Annotated in this window: 13 protein-coding genes and 1 tRNA gene; 8 read left to right on the top strand and 6 right to left on the bottom strand. The window is 58.9% G+C overall.

Annotated features, from left to right (window positions below):
- Window positions 1-3: 3 nt before the first annotated feature.
- Complete coding sequence (locus tag K3166_RS09965; RefSeq protein WP_221422087.1) at window positions 4-1185, bottom strand: amino acid aminotransferase; 1182 nt, start codon at window positions 1183-1185, stop codon at window positions 4-6.
- An 87-nt stretch (window positions 1186-1272) separates the two neighbouring features.
- Window positions 1273-2064: a DUF1134 domain-containing protein gene (locus tag K3166_RS09970; protein ID WP_221422088.1), complete on the bottom strand. Its 792-nt coding sequence runs from the start codon at window positions 2062-2064 to the stop codon at window positions 1273-1275.
- 223 nt (window positions 2065-2287) lie between these two features.
- On the opposite strand from K3166_RS09970, the gene K3166_RS09975 reads away from it, so the two are divergent.
- The 4 genes from K3166_RS09975 to K3166_RS09990 all read left to right on the top strand — a co-directional run bounded on the left by K3166_RS09975 (window position 2288) and on the right by K3166_RS09990 (window position 5288).
- Window positions 2288-2379, top strand: a tRNA-Ser gene (locus K3166_RS09975).
- A 522-nt stretch (window positions 2380-2901) separates the two neighbouring features.
- Window positions 2902-3411, top strand: a complete 510-nt coding sequence (locus K3166_RS09980) for a PilZ domain-containing protein (RefSeq protein WP_221422089.1) — start codon at window positions 2902-2904, stop codon at window positions 3409-3411.
- A 215-nt stretch (window positions 3412-3626) separates the two neighbouring features.
- Complete coding sequence (locus K3166_RS09985; RefSeq protein ID WP_221422090.1) at window positions 3627-4043, top strand: hypothetical protein; 417 nt, start codon at window positions 3627-3629, stop codon at window positions 4041-4043.
- Window positions 4044-4145: 102 nt separating this feature from the next.
- Window positions 4146-5288 (top strand): cell wall hydrolase, encoded by a 1143-nt coding sequence (locus tag K3166_RS09990; protein WP_221422091.1) that lies wholly within the window; start codon window positions 4146-4148, stop codon window positions 5286-5288.
- A gap of 33 nt (window positions 5289-5321) precedes the next feature.
- Here K3166_RS09990 and K3166_RS09995 read toward each other — a convergent pair whose 3' ends face one another.
- The 3 genes from K3166_RS09995 to K3166_RS10005 all read right to left on the bottom strand — a co-directional run bounded on the left by K3166_RS09995 (window position 5322) and on the right by K3166_RS10005 (window position 6925).
- A complete protein-coding gene (locus K3166_RS09995) occupies window positions 5322-6011 on the bottom strand; it encodes a LuxR C-terminal-related transcriptional regulator (protein ID WP_221422092.1) in 690 nt (229 codons plus the stop codon).
- Window positions 6012-6084: 73 nt separating this feature from the next.
- Complete coding sequence (locus tag K3166_RS10000; RefSeq protein ID WP_221422093.1) at window positions 6085-6270, bottom strand: hypothetical protein; 186 nt, start codon at window positions 6268-6270, stop codon at window positions 6085-6087.
- A gap of 52 nt (window positions 6271-6322) precedes the next feature.
- Entirely contained in the window at window positions 6323-6925 is a 603-nt protein-coding gene (locus K3166_RS10005) for a polysaccharide biosynthesis/export family protein (protein WP_221422094.1), read from the bottom strand.
- 332 nt (window positions 6926-7257) lie between these two features.
- Between K3166_RS10005 and K3166_RS10010 the strand changes: the two genes are divergently transcribed.
- Window positions 7258-7959, top strand: a complete 702-nt coding sequence (locus K3166_RS10010; RefSeq protein ID WP_247714608.1) for a sugar transferase — start codon at window positions 7258-7260, stop codon at window positions 7957-7959.
- Between the two features lie 19 nt (window positions 7960-7978).
- Here K3166_RS10010 and K3166_RS10015 read toward each other — a convergent pair whose 3' ends face one another.
- Window positions 7979-8260 (bottom strand): hypothetical protein, encoded by a 282-nt coding sequence (locus K3166_RS10015; RefSeq protein WP_221422095.1) that lies wholly within the window; start codon window positions 8258-8260, stop codon window positions 7979-7981.
- A 40-nt stretch (window positions 8261-8300) separates the two neighbouring features.
- Here K3166_RS10015 and K3166_RS10020 point away from each other — a divergent pair, with 40 nt between their 5' ends.
- The 3 genes from K3166_RS10020 to K3166_RS10030 all read left to right on the top strand — a co-directional run bounded on the left by K3166_RS10020 (window position 8301) and on the right by K3166_RS10030 (window position 12999).
- On the top strand, window positions 8301-9656 hold the full coding sequence (locus K3166_RS10020) for an outer membrane beta-barrel protein (protein WP_221422096.1): 1356 nt from the start codon (window positions 8301-8303) through the stop codon (window positions 9654-9656).
- 69 nt (window positions 9657-9725) lie between these two features.
- Window positions 9726-11861, top strand: a complete 2136-nt coding sequence (locus K3166_RS10025; protein WP_221422097.1) for a GumC family protein — start codon at window positions 9726-9728, stop codon at window positions 11859-11861.
- Window positions 11854-12999 (top strand): glycosyltransferase, encoded by a 1146-nt coding sequence (locus K3166_RS10030; protein ID WP_221422098.1) that lies wholly within the window; start codon window positions 11854-11856, stop codon window positions 12997-12999. The genes K3166_RS10025 and K3166_RS10030 overlap by 8 nt, the downstream gene beginning before the upstream one ends.
- Window positions 13000-13010 lie beyond the last annotated feature (11 nt).

Genomic DNA, 13010 nt, shown 5'->3' on the forward strand with positions numbered 1-13010 from the left:
GCCTCAGCCTTTGGTCACATCTGCCAATGCGGCGATGAACTTTTCAGTATTGCCCGCGTGCAGTCCAGCCACATTGATGCGGCCCGAACCGGCCATGTAGATTGCATGGTCTTCGCGCAGGCTCACGATCTGTTCCTTGCTGAGCGGAAGCATCGCGAACAGACCGTTCTGACTGGCCAGAGCCGACAGCCCCAGGCCAGGCGCCTCATTGTCGGCAGCCGCCAACCGATCGCGAACACGGCGCATACGCGAGCGCATATCATCGAGCTCGTCCTGCCAGACCTTGGTCATGCCTTCATCCGACAATGCGATCCGAACGGCAGCACCGCCGTGATCGGGCGGCATGGACCAGTTGGCGCGGGCCAGGGCATTGGCATTCGAGGCAATCGCGCCGAGCTGGCCGGGTTCTTTCGCCATCATGTAGAATGCGCCCACGCGGTCGCGGTAGAGGCCGAAGTTCTTGTCACAGCTATAGGCGATCAACGCTTCGGGAACGGCCTCGAGGACGTTGCGCACACCGGCCACGTCTTCGTCCATCCCCAATCCAAGCCCCTGATATGCGATATCGAGGATCGGCAGGACACCGGTTTCCGCAAAGGCGGCTGCGATCGCATTCCACTGATCCGCAGTGTAATCGATACCGGTTGGGTTGTGACAGCAGCCGTGCAGCAGAACTGCATCGCTCGGGCCGGCGCTTCGAATAGCACCCAGCACGGCATCGATATCGGCCTCGCCGCCGCTGGTCGCGTGACTGAAGGTGACCGTCTCGACCCCCACATCGCCCAGGATCTGGGCATGGTTGGGCCAGCTTGGCGTACCGAGATGAATACGCGTCACGCCTGCCTTGGCCGCCAGGGCCACGGCGAGCCGTACTGCACCGGTGCCGCCGGGGGTCTGCATCCCTTCGATCCGCGGCAGCAACGGGCTGCTCTCGCCGAAGATATAGGGCTGGAGAACTTCGACAAAGCCAGTGTCGCCTTCGGGACCGAGGTAAGACTTGCTGTCCTGCTCATCGATCAGCCGCTGTTCGGCCTGCTTGATTGCGCGGAAAACAGGCGTTGCGCCGTCGTTCGTGCGGTAGACGCCGACCCCGAGGTCGATCTTGTCCGCACGCTCGTCGGCGGCGTACATCTTGATCAGGGCGAGGAGGGCATCTGCCGGCTGGGCTTCTAGTTTGTCGAGCATGGCGAACCCTTTCGCGCAACAAGCGAAGGGCCGCAACCGAAATACGGTTGCAGCACATCAAGTTGCCCTAAGCCAGTGCGATTAGGCCTAGAACGGAAGCCAGCGCTGTTTCTTGGAAAAGCGCAGATAGCCGGCGTTGACTCCAAGCCGCAGCCCGGCACCCATGCGAATGGGAATGAGGACAACATCGCCCTTGCGGACGTAGCTCGCAGTCAGTCCGCCGACGATATAGGCCTGGCCCTCTGCTGCCGGGAAGCGTTCATACAGCTCTTCGGTGTCATAGAGATTGTAGACGAGCACAAAGGTACTGCCTGCATTCGCGCCCGCATCAAAGCCGATGGATGGCCCCGTCCAATAGACCGGCATCTCGCCTTCCACCTTGTGAAACAGCGTGCCCGAACCATAGCGCGCGCCGACCACGAAGGCGCCGCCGGCTTCGCGTCCGACAATATAGCCGTTCGGTTCGCCTTGCTCCTTCAGCAAGTTCTGAATCATCTGGGCGACGCCCTCGGCGCCTTTGCCAAACACGCCTTCTGCGGCACCGATCAGGTCATCTTCTCGGTAGGTTGTGGCCGGGTCGTCGACATTGGCACTATCAACCGCTGCTGATGCCGCAGCCTCGGCGCTCTGTTCCGACCAGACCGGAGGTGCCCCGTCTTGGGCAGCGTCTTCTTCTTCGAATTCCGGCAACACGATGGTCGGCTGCTGAGCCATTTCGCCCGCCGCCGGGAGTTCGCTTGGAACTTCTTCAAGATCACCATCGATAGGCGCTGAGTATGCATCGTCCGGATCGACCGTCTCGACCTGTGCGGCAAGAGGCGATGCCAAGAGGCCAAGTCCAGCCGCAAGGCTGACGAGGATGCTGCGTGCGGTATTCATCGCGAAATTCCTTCTAATGCCCTGCTCGCTAATCGGCGCCCGCAGGGCTGCACGCGGCAGGAGAATCGCTTTGAAGCAGCAGGGCAATGAAACGGCGATGAACCGAATCCGATTCGCGGCGAAGTGAGTCCATCGCGCGGTGGACAGATCGTGAGTGATTCACCCTTGATGGCAACCCAACCCGTAGCTATAGCGCGCCCCTCGCAGCCGAGGGTTGCGATGCGGAGACGTGGGTGAGTGGCTGAAACCAGCTCCCTGCTAAGGAGCCATACCTGGTAACGGGTATCGAGGGTTCGAATCCCTCCGTCTCCGCCATTTTGCTTTCCGGGCTTTCCCGGGAATGCTTCAGGCCCTCGCTCAGATTGGGCAGCGAGATGCGTCCGGTGTCGACATCCCGTCCCCGGTCAGGCCTCAGCCTTTCGTCCCCGTCACCAGTTTGGAACTGGCCAGAATAAGCGAAGGCTCCATACCGAATCTGGAGCGGCTCCGGGCGATTGCGATGGCTTGGCCGGATTTCCTGCGCCTCCCCACAATTGCCGCACCGACATCGCCTCTTTTTCCATCGCTAGCTAGCCTTCTGGCCAGTCCGTCTCTCGAAACGCTCGCCTTCGGCGGTAAAAATTGGTGCATTGAGGTAATTAGTTCGGGGAAATTTAAGAAACGATCGCCAAAATTTCTCGCTGCTATCACTCTTAAGGATCGTTGCTCTGTCCACTGCTGAGTGACAAAATGTGCCATCGAAGCGGCAAGCTCCCTCGCAGGGGTTTGCAGATGACATAGTGGCCATGCAAAACTTTACGCCTGAGTCATTTCAGCGGAACGGGATCCCTCATCGCAATGGGAAAATTCAAAAGGCCACTGCATGCTGAGTTCCAATCGGATAGCCGCTACGCCGGGCGCTCGATCCTGCGCCTGAGTGCAAGCGCTTCTACCAAGTCAGAATCTCAAAACGTGCTCATCCATGATCTGTCGGAAACAGGTTTGCGGTTCGAGACGGTTGCGAGGCTCGAAGTATCGGACTTGGTGAATGTCGACCTGCCATTCATCGGAATGATGGAGGCACGGATTATCTGGCATGAGGATGACTTCTACGGCTGCCAGTTCCTCGAGCCTGTTTCACAAGACATCCTGAGCGCTGCGTTATTGCGCTCCTACGGTGATGGCGGCGAGCCAAATCCGGATGCCGCGGTCGAAGAAATTCCTATAGGGGTAAATCCAAGTCTCGAAGCGATCACCGAGTGGAAAGTCGGGTTCGAGCAGACGAAGGGCAAGAAGGGTTATACCCTGGTTGGTTTTCGGCAGACCGCTGAAGGTGTGACGATCGCAATCGTGAACAGGGTCAACTGACGGGGATTTTTGCCGCCGGCCGATGGGTTGGCTCTGGCGGTTAGCCAAATCCCCTACGCACCAACTCTTTTGGATTATATCAACGCGCTGCTCGGTCGTGGTAGTCTTTGCGCGTTGGTCAATTGACCATCGTTACAGACCTATTCGGTCCGATGCGGCGCCTATCTGTTTGATCCTGCGCTGCCGCGACCACCGTAACCATTGAGGTGACAGCCATGACTGAAGGAATTACGGCGCGAAACGGACGTTGTCTTGCCGGGATCGAAAGCGATCTTCGCGAAGCCGAGCAGGCGTATGCCGATGCTGACGCACGCTACATCGAGGCGGAGAATGATCGGCGTGCTGCCATCGAGGCAATCAACAGGCATCAGTCGGAAATGGACCATGCGGTTGGTCAATTGCGGCAATACAGTATCCCGGGCACCCACTGGAATTCCGGTCCTGCAGCCAGTGAACAGCCGTTGGAACTGAATTCAAGAGATATCCTAGCCCGAGGGTCCAAGGCGGCGCTGTCTAGCGAGAACCTGACCTCGGGATCGACCGCAAAGGCTGCAGCAAGGGGGTTCGATCGCTTGAGGGAAAGTGACGCCAGCGATCCGGTCCTCAAGGTTGTCGCCAGTCCCAGAAATTAGTGTGGGCCCGGTGCCTGCAATTAAACCACTAACGGGAATGTCCCGCCATGATGAGGCCTTCGGGACCGGCATCGAGCCGTGTCCGCTCGGTAGGTCTGCAACATGAAGCCAGCCTATGCCGCCATTGCGATATTGGGCGGCTTTGCTGCGATCCTACCGCTTGCCAGCTTCGCGCCCCCGTCCGCCAGTTCGGCCGGCGCACAGGATACTGGCGCCAGTGGACAGCCGCGTGATTTCGCAAGTGGGCCTTTCGAGGGAAACCGCGATCTCCAGGCGGCAACGGGCGAACATATCCTCGCGATGTCCTTGGTTTCCTCGGCACCGTTCCATTACTCAGGTGATGCTTCCCAGACTGGACGCGCAGCTGAATGTCTCGCTGCTGCCGCATGGTACGAAGCGGGCGACGATCCAGTGGGACAAAGTGCGGTCATTCAAACCGTCATCAACCGGGTCAAGCATCCCGCCTTTCCCGACTCGGTCTGCGGCGTTGTGTTCGAAGGCTCGCATCGATCGACCGGTTGCCAGTTTACCTTCACCTGCGACGGTTCATTGCAGCGCCGCCGACCGTCGACGGCTGCGCGTGAGCGCGCGCTCAAGCTCGCCCGGGAGGCATTAAACGGGAACGTCGATCAAAGTATCGGCGAGGCGACCCATTATCATGCCAACTACGTAGTTCCTTGGTGGAGCAGCAAGCTTGAGCGGCTCACTGCGGTGGGGCCGCACATCTTCTACAAGTGGCGCGGAGCAGGCGGACTGCGGAACCGTGTCAGCCTGGGCGCGGAAGCCGATTACGCCGACTTAGTGCGCGGATCCAATTCTCATGGCACTGTTCCGGGTAATGCTTCTGTTGCGACACCCTCGGCGGAGCTTTCGGTTGCGGCCGGGGTTTCTTCTGCTCCCGCAATCGCCGCTCGCCCACCGCAATCGCCCAACTTGTTCTTCGTTGCGGTCGAGACCTCGCAGCCAAGCGGTCGCTGGGCGCTAAGTGCCATGCAAACGTGCAAGGGGCGCGGAGCCTGCCAGGTCGTGGCTTACGGAAGCAAAGCAGCCGCCGAAGACAACAGGGCAGCTGCTGCAAACCAGCGTGCCAGGCCACTGTTCATGTTCGTGAGAGACCCCGCATCAGGTATGGAATTGGCGCTCTGGGACTGCCAATCAGTCCAGCGCGACAGGGCAAGTCAGTGCCTTCCCGATAGCGCGGCAGCCGTATCCAGATTGATGCGGGATCGGACAACGGCCGAGTAGCACCGCAATCACAATCTTGAACTGCCGGACCCGTCAGGCGTCGGCATGATCGGCATGCTGCTGCAACGAGAGGTGGTAATTGGAGAAGCCGCGGGTGCTGGCCCACATTGCGGCCTGCGTCCGGTTGCTGACATCCAGCTTCCGCAGAATGGCCTTTACGTGGACTTTCACGGTCGCTTCGCAGACGTCGAGTTCGCGCGCGATGACCTTGTTCGAGCAGCCCGCCATCAAGCAGCAGAGCACGTCTCTCTCGCGTGAAGATAGCTTTGCGTCTTCCATCTCGTGTTCGAGATCGCCGCTTGGCACTGCGTGGTCCAGATTGACCTTGCTCAGGACGTCGGCCAGTTCGGACGGGAGCACTTTCTGTCCCAGTGTGACAAGGCGTAGCGCTGCAATCAGCGGCTGTGAATTCATCGATTTGACGATGTAACCGTCCACGCCGGCATCGAAACATTCGACCAACCTGGCCATGTCGAATTCATCTACCAGAACCACAGTCTTCGCGGAGGGATATGCGAGAGCGATCTCGTCGATGGCCTCCATTCGGGCAGCTTGATCCGGGAGATCAATCACCGCCGAGAAGTCTGCATCCAGAGTCGATTCCGCGACCCGTTTCGCATGTCCACACGACATGATCACGTTGAAATTGTCGGCGGAAAGGATGTGGTGCAGCCCCTCGCGGGAGATGTCATTTTGACTAATCAGGCAAATGTCGCTGCTCATTACGAGTTCCAGTACAGACCGACAGATACAGTGCTGTCGTTAAGTTGATGACGACCACAGCACCGATTTTCTGTCAGTTTGTTGCCGTGGCAGCGACTCCGAACGGCTGAGCGAATGATGCTTCACTATTAACGATAAAGCAACGATCTTTTTTAACCGTGGCCAGCGTTGTTTTTAAATGCCCGAAAAGGGCCATGTTACCAATACCAAAGCGCTCGGCCTTGGCGTAGCGATGCACATCTTGGATCAGTCGATCCACGGCCATCCATTCTTTTCGAATGGTAGCCAGTTATTTCTTTTGGAACCGATACTTAGAAGAACGACTCGCGTATTGTAATTGTATCGCCAGGCGCCACTTGCAGGGCCATCTGATCCAAATCAATTAGTCGTCCCGCTTCCCATGTCTGGCGCTTGAGGATGACCTTGTGTTTGTCAGCCCTTGGGGTGAAGCCTCCAGCCTTCGCCACCGCCTGTTCAAGGGTGAGTTCGCCGTTGTGCGCATATTCTCCCGGGGTCGTGACCTCGCCGAGAATGAAGAACGAACGATGGTCGACAATCTCGATCGACACTCTGGGATCAAGGACATAGCCGCCATCCGCCAGGCGCGCCTCGATCAGCCGTGCGACCTCGGTGGTATCCTTATCCTTCACCACAATCGGTTCGAGCAGCGGGAGCGATAGGACGCCGCCGAAGCCGACGTCATATTCACCGGTCAGCGTTTCTTCATCAAAGACCGTGACCTTGAGCTTCTCGCCAGCATCGATGCGGTAGCCGGAAGTCAATTCGCTATTGGCCTGCGCTGCGCTGATCAGGGGAAGGTCGCTTGATGCACAGGCAGCGGCGAGCCCGCATAGTGCGGCGAGTACTACTGCCCTGAAAGCGTCGATCCCACTCCTGTTCGTTATTTTGAACATCGCTATTTCCTCGGCTTGGTATTCCCCGGACTGCCAGCGAGGCGTCCTTGATCCACGAGAGAATATGCCAAGGCGGGCGCAGATAATATTACCATTTGGGGGGTGCCGGCGCGCTTCTTTGCATACCTCCTTAGCCCCTTTGGCTGGATTCGGCTTACACCCGATGCGCGATTGTTCGCACGGCCGTTCTGGTCGAAACTTTGGTCAGTCACGCGGTCAGCTTCACTCGGGCTTCAGAGTGCTTGGAGGGCGGCGACCGAACCATTGATCGAGCAAGCGAACCGATGCGAACCACGAAACAGGACAGCGCCCTGAAGGAGCCGAAAGGCGCCGTGGATCGGACTGTATTTACAATGGCTCCCGCGCTTTCGGATCAGGATCTCATCACGGTCGCGTCCGTCCTGGCCCAAAAACCGTCCAGCGAAGGAAAGCTGGCCAAGCGGGTACTCGACATCAGCCTGGCAACATTCATGCTTATCCTGATGCTCCCGGTCATGCTGCTCACAGCACTTGCGGTGGCGATCACCAGTCCTGGCCCGATCCTCTTCAAGCAAGAACGCGTAGGATGCAGGGGCCGCAGCTTCGCGTGCCTGAAGTTTCGCAGCATGCGCGTTGATGCCGAGCACCGGCTCATCACCTTGTTCAAGGAACGGCCCGAACTCCTGCGCGAATGGGAATGCAACCAGAAGCTGCAACGTGATCCGCGCATAACGAGACTGGGGGCGTTTCTTCGCATTTCCAGCATCGATGAATTGCCGCAGCTCATCAACGTCATCCGCGGCGATATGAGCCTGGTTGGGCCGCGCCCGATCGTGCCCTCCGAGGTGCCGAAATACGGCCGCCACATCCTCAGCTATTTTTCGGTCAAGCCTGGGCTTACCGGGATCTGGCAGGTGACGGGCCGCAACGATTCCACCTATGCGAGAAGAGTGGCGGCGGACGTTATTTACGCGCGTTCACACAGCCTGTGGCTCGACATGAAAATTATCGCATTGACCGTCCCAGCGGTGTTGACAGGCCGGGGGTCTTGCTGATGGTTCTGACCGGGTCCCGTCAGATCAACCAGAAAGCCAGCGCCCACAGCGCCAGGGCTACTGGAAGCGCAAGCAGGAAGCCGCGGGCAAAGCTTGGCCAGCGCGCCGATTCCTCGATCGGCTTGAAAACCTCTGGTGAAGCAGAAGTCCCTTTCGGTTTGCTCGCCCTATTCATAATGATTAGCGATCTACTCCCTTTGGATAGTAAAAAACAAGCGCTCAGCACGGGTGTCATGCTGCGCACGACCGCTTCACGCGGGTCCATCTCGGGCAATTTCGGCATAAACCACAGCAGCAACAATCCCTTAGCGGCACGTCGTTCTCGCCGAGCACGCAGCGCGTTGATCTCCGGATTCCGGGATGCATTCTATATTCTCTGGCTGCTGGCCGCACCGGGTGGGGCAAAGGCACCCAAGGCGAGGCGCGTTATCGCCGCAAGGTCACGTCGCCGCGCCAGAAGGCGCAATCGTTGGCCTCTGCGGCTTGCGGGATCGCTCAGCCTGGCCCTGCTGGGGCCGCGTGTTGCCACTGCTCAGCCTGCCGAAGTGCTGACACCGATTGAAATGTTCGATCCCGATTCCGGCGATGGCGTGAGGATTGCACCCGGCTTCATCCTCTACCCGCAAGCGACAACAGAATTCACCTACGACACCAATATCTTCAACCGGCAAGATAACGAGATCGACGACGTCTTCGTTTCCGTAAGGCCGAGCCTTGTCCTTGCATCGGACTTTGCGCGCCACGGCCTGCGCTTCGAAGCCGGAGGCGAAATTCGCCGCTATTTCGACATTCAGGACGAGAACAGCGAGCAGTATCGCGTCAGAGGCTCGGCGCTACTTGAGCTGGGAAATGCGATCGACTTTGAATCTTACGCAGGCTTCTCGCGGGGCATCGAAAGGCGCGGGACAGCCGGAGACGCCTTTCTGAGCGACCAGCCGGTGGTGTTCCATGACAAGACTGCCGGATTCGAACTTTCAAGGGCCGGCACGAAACTGCGCCTCAGCGCTGCAGCGGATGTTCTGAAGAGGGATTACCAGGATACGAGCCTTGGAGGTGTCCCCATCGACCTCGAATTCAGGGACGTGAAGATCCTCACTGGCAGAATGCGGGCAGATCTAGGTGTCAGCGACAAGACCGAACTCTTTGTCGAGGTTGGTGCCAACGATATCGATTATGAAATTTCGACCACACCTCGGCGCGATTCCCACGGGTATTCGGCACTTGTCGGGGTGACCCATGAATTGAGCGCATTGGTCGAAGTCGAGGCCGGTGTCGGTTACATCCGTCAGGAATTTGACGAGCCGGGTCTGAGCCCGGCCAACGAATTCAATTATCGTTTCTCGGCCAGCTGGACTCCGAAACCGGTCTGGCGTTTGACGGCGAGCGCCACGCGCAGCGTCGATCCGAGCCGTGTGCAGGAATCTCCGGCAATCATCGCCAGCGAATTCAAACTCGAGGTCGAACGCGCCGTGGGCGACCGTCTGCTGCTCGGCGCCGAGGCCGGATATCTCGAAGAGAGCTACCGCGCCTCGCCCCGGCAGGACAAGCTGGCCTTCGTTTCCGGATCGGCAATTTACCGCCTCACCGATCAAGTCGGTGTGTTCGCATCGGCTGGATATCGTGATCAGTCCGGCGGCGACTTTGGCCGGAGCTACGACGGCTTTGCAGCTTCGATAGGCGTGAGAGCGTCATGGTGAGGGCGCGATGAACCAGGGGCACCGAGCAAGAAGAGGGCGTGTCTTATCCAAGGCACGCGGAGATCGACCATGAACGAAGCCAGAAATCTCGTGAGAGTTGAAAGATCCAATTCCTCGATTGCGGCGTATGGCGCATATCCGCCCGCCCCGGTTGATCGAATGGACCTGTCCGAAAGCGCCAGCTTCTTCCGCCGGCACCTCAAGCTTATTCTGGGGGTCACGGCGCTCGCAGTTGTGGCCGGGATCATCATATCCCTGCTGGTGGGCAGGACCTACCGCGCGGAAGCGACGGTGATGCTGACCAATGATGCCGTTATCATTGCCCAGTCCACCTCCGCCGGCCTGCCTCAAACGCCGATAAGCAGCGAATTCGTCGACACCCAGATGCAGATCATCACCTCGCAGGAAATGGCGCAGATGGTTGGGAATTCGCTGGGTCTTACCTCGGGCCTTACTGGCGAGGAACAACGCGAGATTGTTGAGGAATTGCGCTCGAACGTGGCTGCCGGCCGTGCTGGTGAAAGCTATGCGCTGACCATCTCGTACCAAGCGGAGAAAGCCGCAGAAGCGGCACAAATTGCAAACGAGTTTGCTCGCCAATTCGTCAATTGGGAGCTGAACGCCGATCAGGCGCGAAATGCTGATGCGCGGGCAATCGTGGAGGAGAGGCTGGCGGAACTGCGCGATCAGGCGCAATCCGACACGCGCGCGCTGCAGGAATACCGCATTCGCAATAACCTCCTCAGCACGTCGGGCGCATCGCTGACCGAGCAGGAAATTTCGACCTACAATCAGGAGGTGACGACAGCACGCGCGGCAGCGGCAGAAGATCAGGCGCGGCTCAACACTGCTCTGGCACAGCTGAGATCCGGCTCGGTTGGTGATGACGTGGGCGAAGCACTAGGCTCGCCAGTGATTACCTCGCTCCGATCCCAAGAGGCGGTAGTGGCGACAGAGGTAGCCGATCTTTCAGCCAAATACGGCCCTAACCACCCGCAGCTCATTCGCTCGCGCAGCCAGCTTGCCGAAGTTCAGCGCCGCATCCAGGACGAGATCGGCCGGGTAATCTCGAACCTGAGAGCGAAACAGGCAGTTTCGGCCCAGCGTCTCGCATCGCTCAACACCAGCCTTGCGGGCGCACGCGCAAAGCTGTCCCAGAATAACGATGCCATGGTCGGACTTAGCGAAGTCGAGCGGGCGGCCGAGGCTTCGCAGGGTATCTACGAGACGTATCTCAACCGCTTCAAGGAACTGATCGCGGCCGAAGGAAGCGAGAAGCCCAATGCCCGCATCCTGACCAATGCGGAGGCACCCCTATTCCCGCATTCCCCGAATATCCCTCTGAACATGGCACTCGCGCTGATCATCGGGCTCGGGATTGGTGTTCTCGCGGCATACATCAAGGAATCGCTTTTCCACGGCATCTCGACGCCAGATGAAGCCGAGCACGACCTGGGCCTGCCCTGTCTGGCGTCGGTTCCGCTCCTGTCCTCGATCGACAAAGGGAGCGACCACCCGGCTACAGCCATCCAGGATTCTCCGAAATCCGCATTTACCGAGTCGTTCCGTTCGCTGGGGGCAGCCATCGACATTGCGACGCAAGGCCAGGCCCAGGTTATCGCGGTGACATCGGCCCTGCCTAATGAAGGCAAGACGGTCATGTCGTGCTGCCTTGCCAGCGTCCTGGCTACTGGCGGGCAAAGGACGATGCTTGTCGATTGCGACTTGCGCCGACAAGGCATTAGCCGGCTGCTTAATATGCAGGCCGGCCAGAAGGGCCTCGTCGACGTGCTCAACGGCACAGCTCCGCTCGATCTGGAGCAATACGACGACGACAACGTCTTTTGCGTCCTGCCCCTTTCGCCCAACCGGGAGGAACCTGAACATCTTTTGAGAGGCCAGGAGTTCGTCGACCTGCTCGACAAGCTCCGCGGGCATTTCGACAGGATCATTCTGGACCTGCCCCCGGTTCTTCCAATTGCCGCGACGAGAATTCTCGCTAGCAGGGCCGATGCGACGATCTTTGCGACGAAGTGGCGCGACACGTCGAAGTTCGCGGTGAGAGCGGCGCTCAGGCGTCTGCCACCCGAGCAGGTCAACGTGCTGGGAATCGTGTTGAGCGGGGTCGACATGAACAAACGCTCGTTCCTCGACCCCCACGATCCGTATTTCTATTATTCGAAATACGAATCCTATTATGCATAGCCCTGCGCCGGTCGCGACAATACGGCAGCACCCTGCGTCACGCCCCGCATTTTCCGAACCTCGGGTCGCGATTGTACATTACTGGCTTGTTGGAATGAGAGGCGGAGAGCGCGTGGTGGAACGCCTGCTCCGGCTATTCCCCGATGCGGATATCTTCACCAACGTATATGATCCCGCGCGCACTTCGGCGGCGATCAACAATGCGAACGTCAGGGCGGGTTTCGTCGACCGGTTGCCCTTCGCAAACCGCCTCTACCAATATTACCTCCCGATGATGCCGATGGCATTGGAGGGGCTGGATCTCAGTCAGTACGATCTGGTGATCAGCAGCGAATCCGGACCAGCGAAGGGCGTCATCACCAGGCCGGATGCGGCGCATTTCTGTTATTGCCATTCGCCCATGCGTTACCTGTGGGATCACTATCATCAATATCGCTCGGAGGCTCCGCCACTGGCGCGGGGCGCGATGTCACTGATGTATCACCAACTGCGGATGTGGGACGTTTCCTCGAGCGCCCGGGTCGACCAATTCATCGCCAATTCCACTTTTATCGAGCAGCGCATCCGCAAGTTCTGGCGTCGCGAATCCGAAGTGATCCACCCCCCTGTCGATTGCGCGCTCTTCAAACAGTCTGCCGAGATTGACGAAAACTATCTCTGGGTGGGCCAGATGGTCCCCTACAAACGGCCAGACCTTGCCGTGGAAGCTTTCAATGCGAACGGACTGCCGCTCACCATGGTCGGCACGGGAAGCATGCTGAAGAAACTACGCTCGATTGCCAAACCGAACATTACTTTCATTTCGCACCTCGATTTCGCATCGCTCAAACGCGCCTATGCGCGGTGCCGCGCATTTGTGATGACGGCGGAAGAGGACTTCGGGATCACTCCAGTCGAATGCATGGCATCAGGTCGCCCGGTCATCGCCTTCGGAAGAGGTGGTGCAAAAGATACCGTGGTTCCCGGCGAAACGGGCCTGTTCTTCGACACCCAGGATGCCGCATCCCTGATAGAAGCGGTCGAGAGGATGGAAGTCTTCCTGAAAGAGTTCGATCCGCGCAGCTCGATCGACCGGGCAGCACTCTTCGCGCCCGAACATTTTGACCGGAAGATCATGCGCCTGGTTCGGGCCATCTGAGGAGGCAGGAC

It is taken from the genome of Qipengyuania psychrotolerans, assembly GCF_019711355.1.
GTDB lineage: Bacteria > Pseudomonadota > Alphaproteobacteria > Sphingomonadales > Sphingomonadaceae > Qipengyuania > Qipengyuania psychrotolerans.

Excerpts from the sequence above, each read along its gene's own strand:
- K3166_RS09965 (WP_221422087.1), bottom strand. The coding sequence starts at position 1,185 with ATGCTCGACAAACTAGAAGCCCAGCCGGCAGATGCCCTCCTCGCCCTG.
- K3166_RS09970 (WP_221422088.1), bottom strand. The coding sequence starts at position 2,064 with ATGAATACCGCACGCAGCATCCTCGTCAGCCTTGCGGCTGGACTTGGC.
- K3166_RS09980 (WP_221422089.1), top strand. The coding sequence starts at position 2,902 with ATGGGAAAATTCAAAAGGCCACTGCATGCTGAGTTCCAATCGGATAGC.
- K3166_RS09985 (WP_221422090.1), top strand. The coding sequence starts at position 3,627 with ATGACTGAAGGAATTACGGCGCGAAACGGACGTTGTCTTGCCGGGATC.
- K3166_RS09990 (WP_221422091.1), top strand. The coding sequence starts at position 4,146 with ATGAAGCCAGCCTATGCCGCCATTGCGATATTGGGCGGCTTTGCTGCG.
- K3166_RS09995 (WP_221422092.1), bottom strand. The coding sequence starts at position 6,011 with ATGAGCAGCGACATTTGCCTGATTAGTCAAAATGACATCTCCCGCGAG.
- K3166_RS10005 (WP_221422094.1), bottom strand. The coding sequence starts at position 6,925 with ATGTTCAAAATAACGAACAGGAGTGGGATCGACGCTTTCAGGGCAGTA.
- K3166_RS10025 (WP_221422097.1), top strand. The coding sequence starts at position 9,726 with ATGAACGAAGCCAGAAATCTCGTGAGAGTTGAAAGATCCAATTCCTCG.
- K3166_RS10030 (WP_221422098.1), top strand. The coding sequence starts at position 11,854 with ATGCATAGCCCTGCGCCGGTCGCGACAATACGGCAGCACCCTGCGTCA.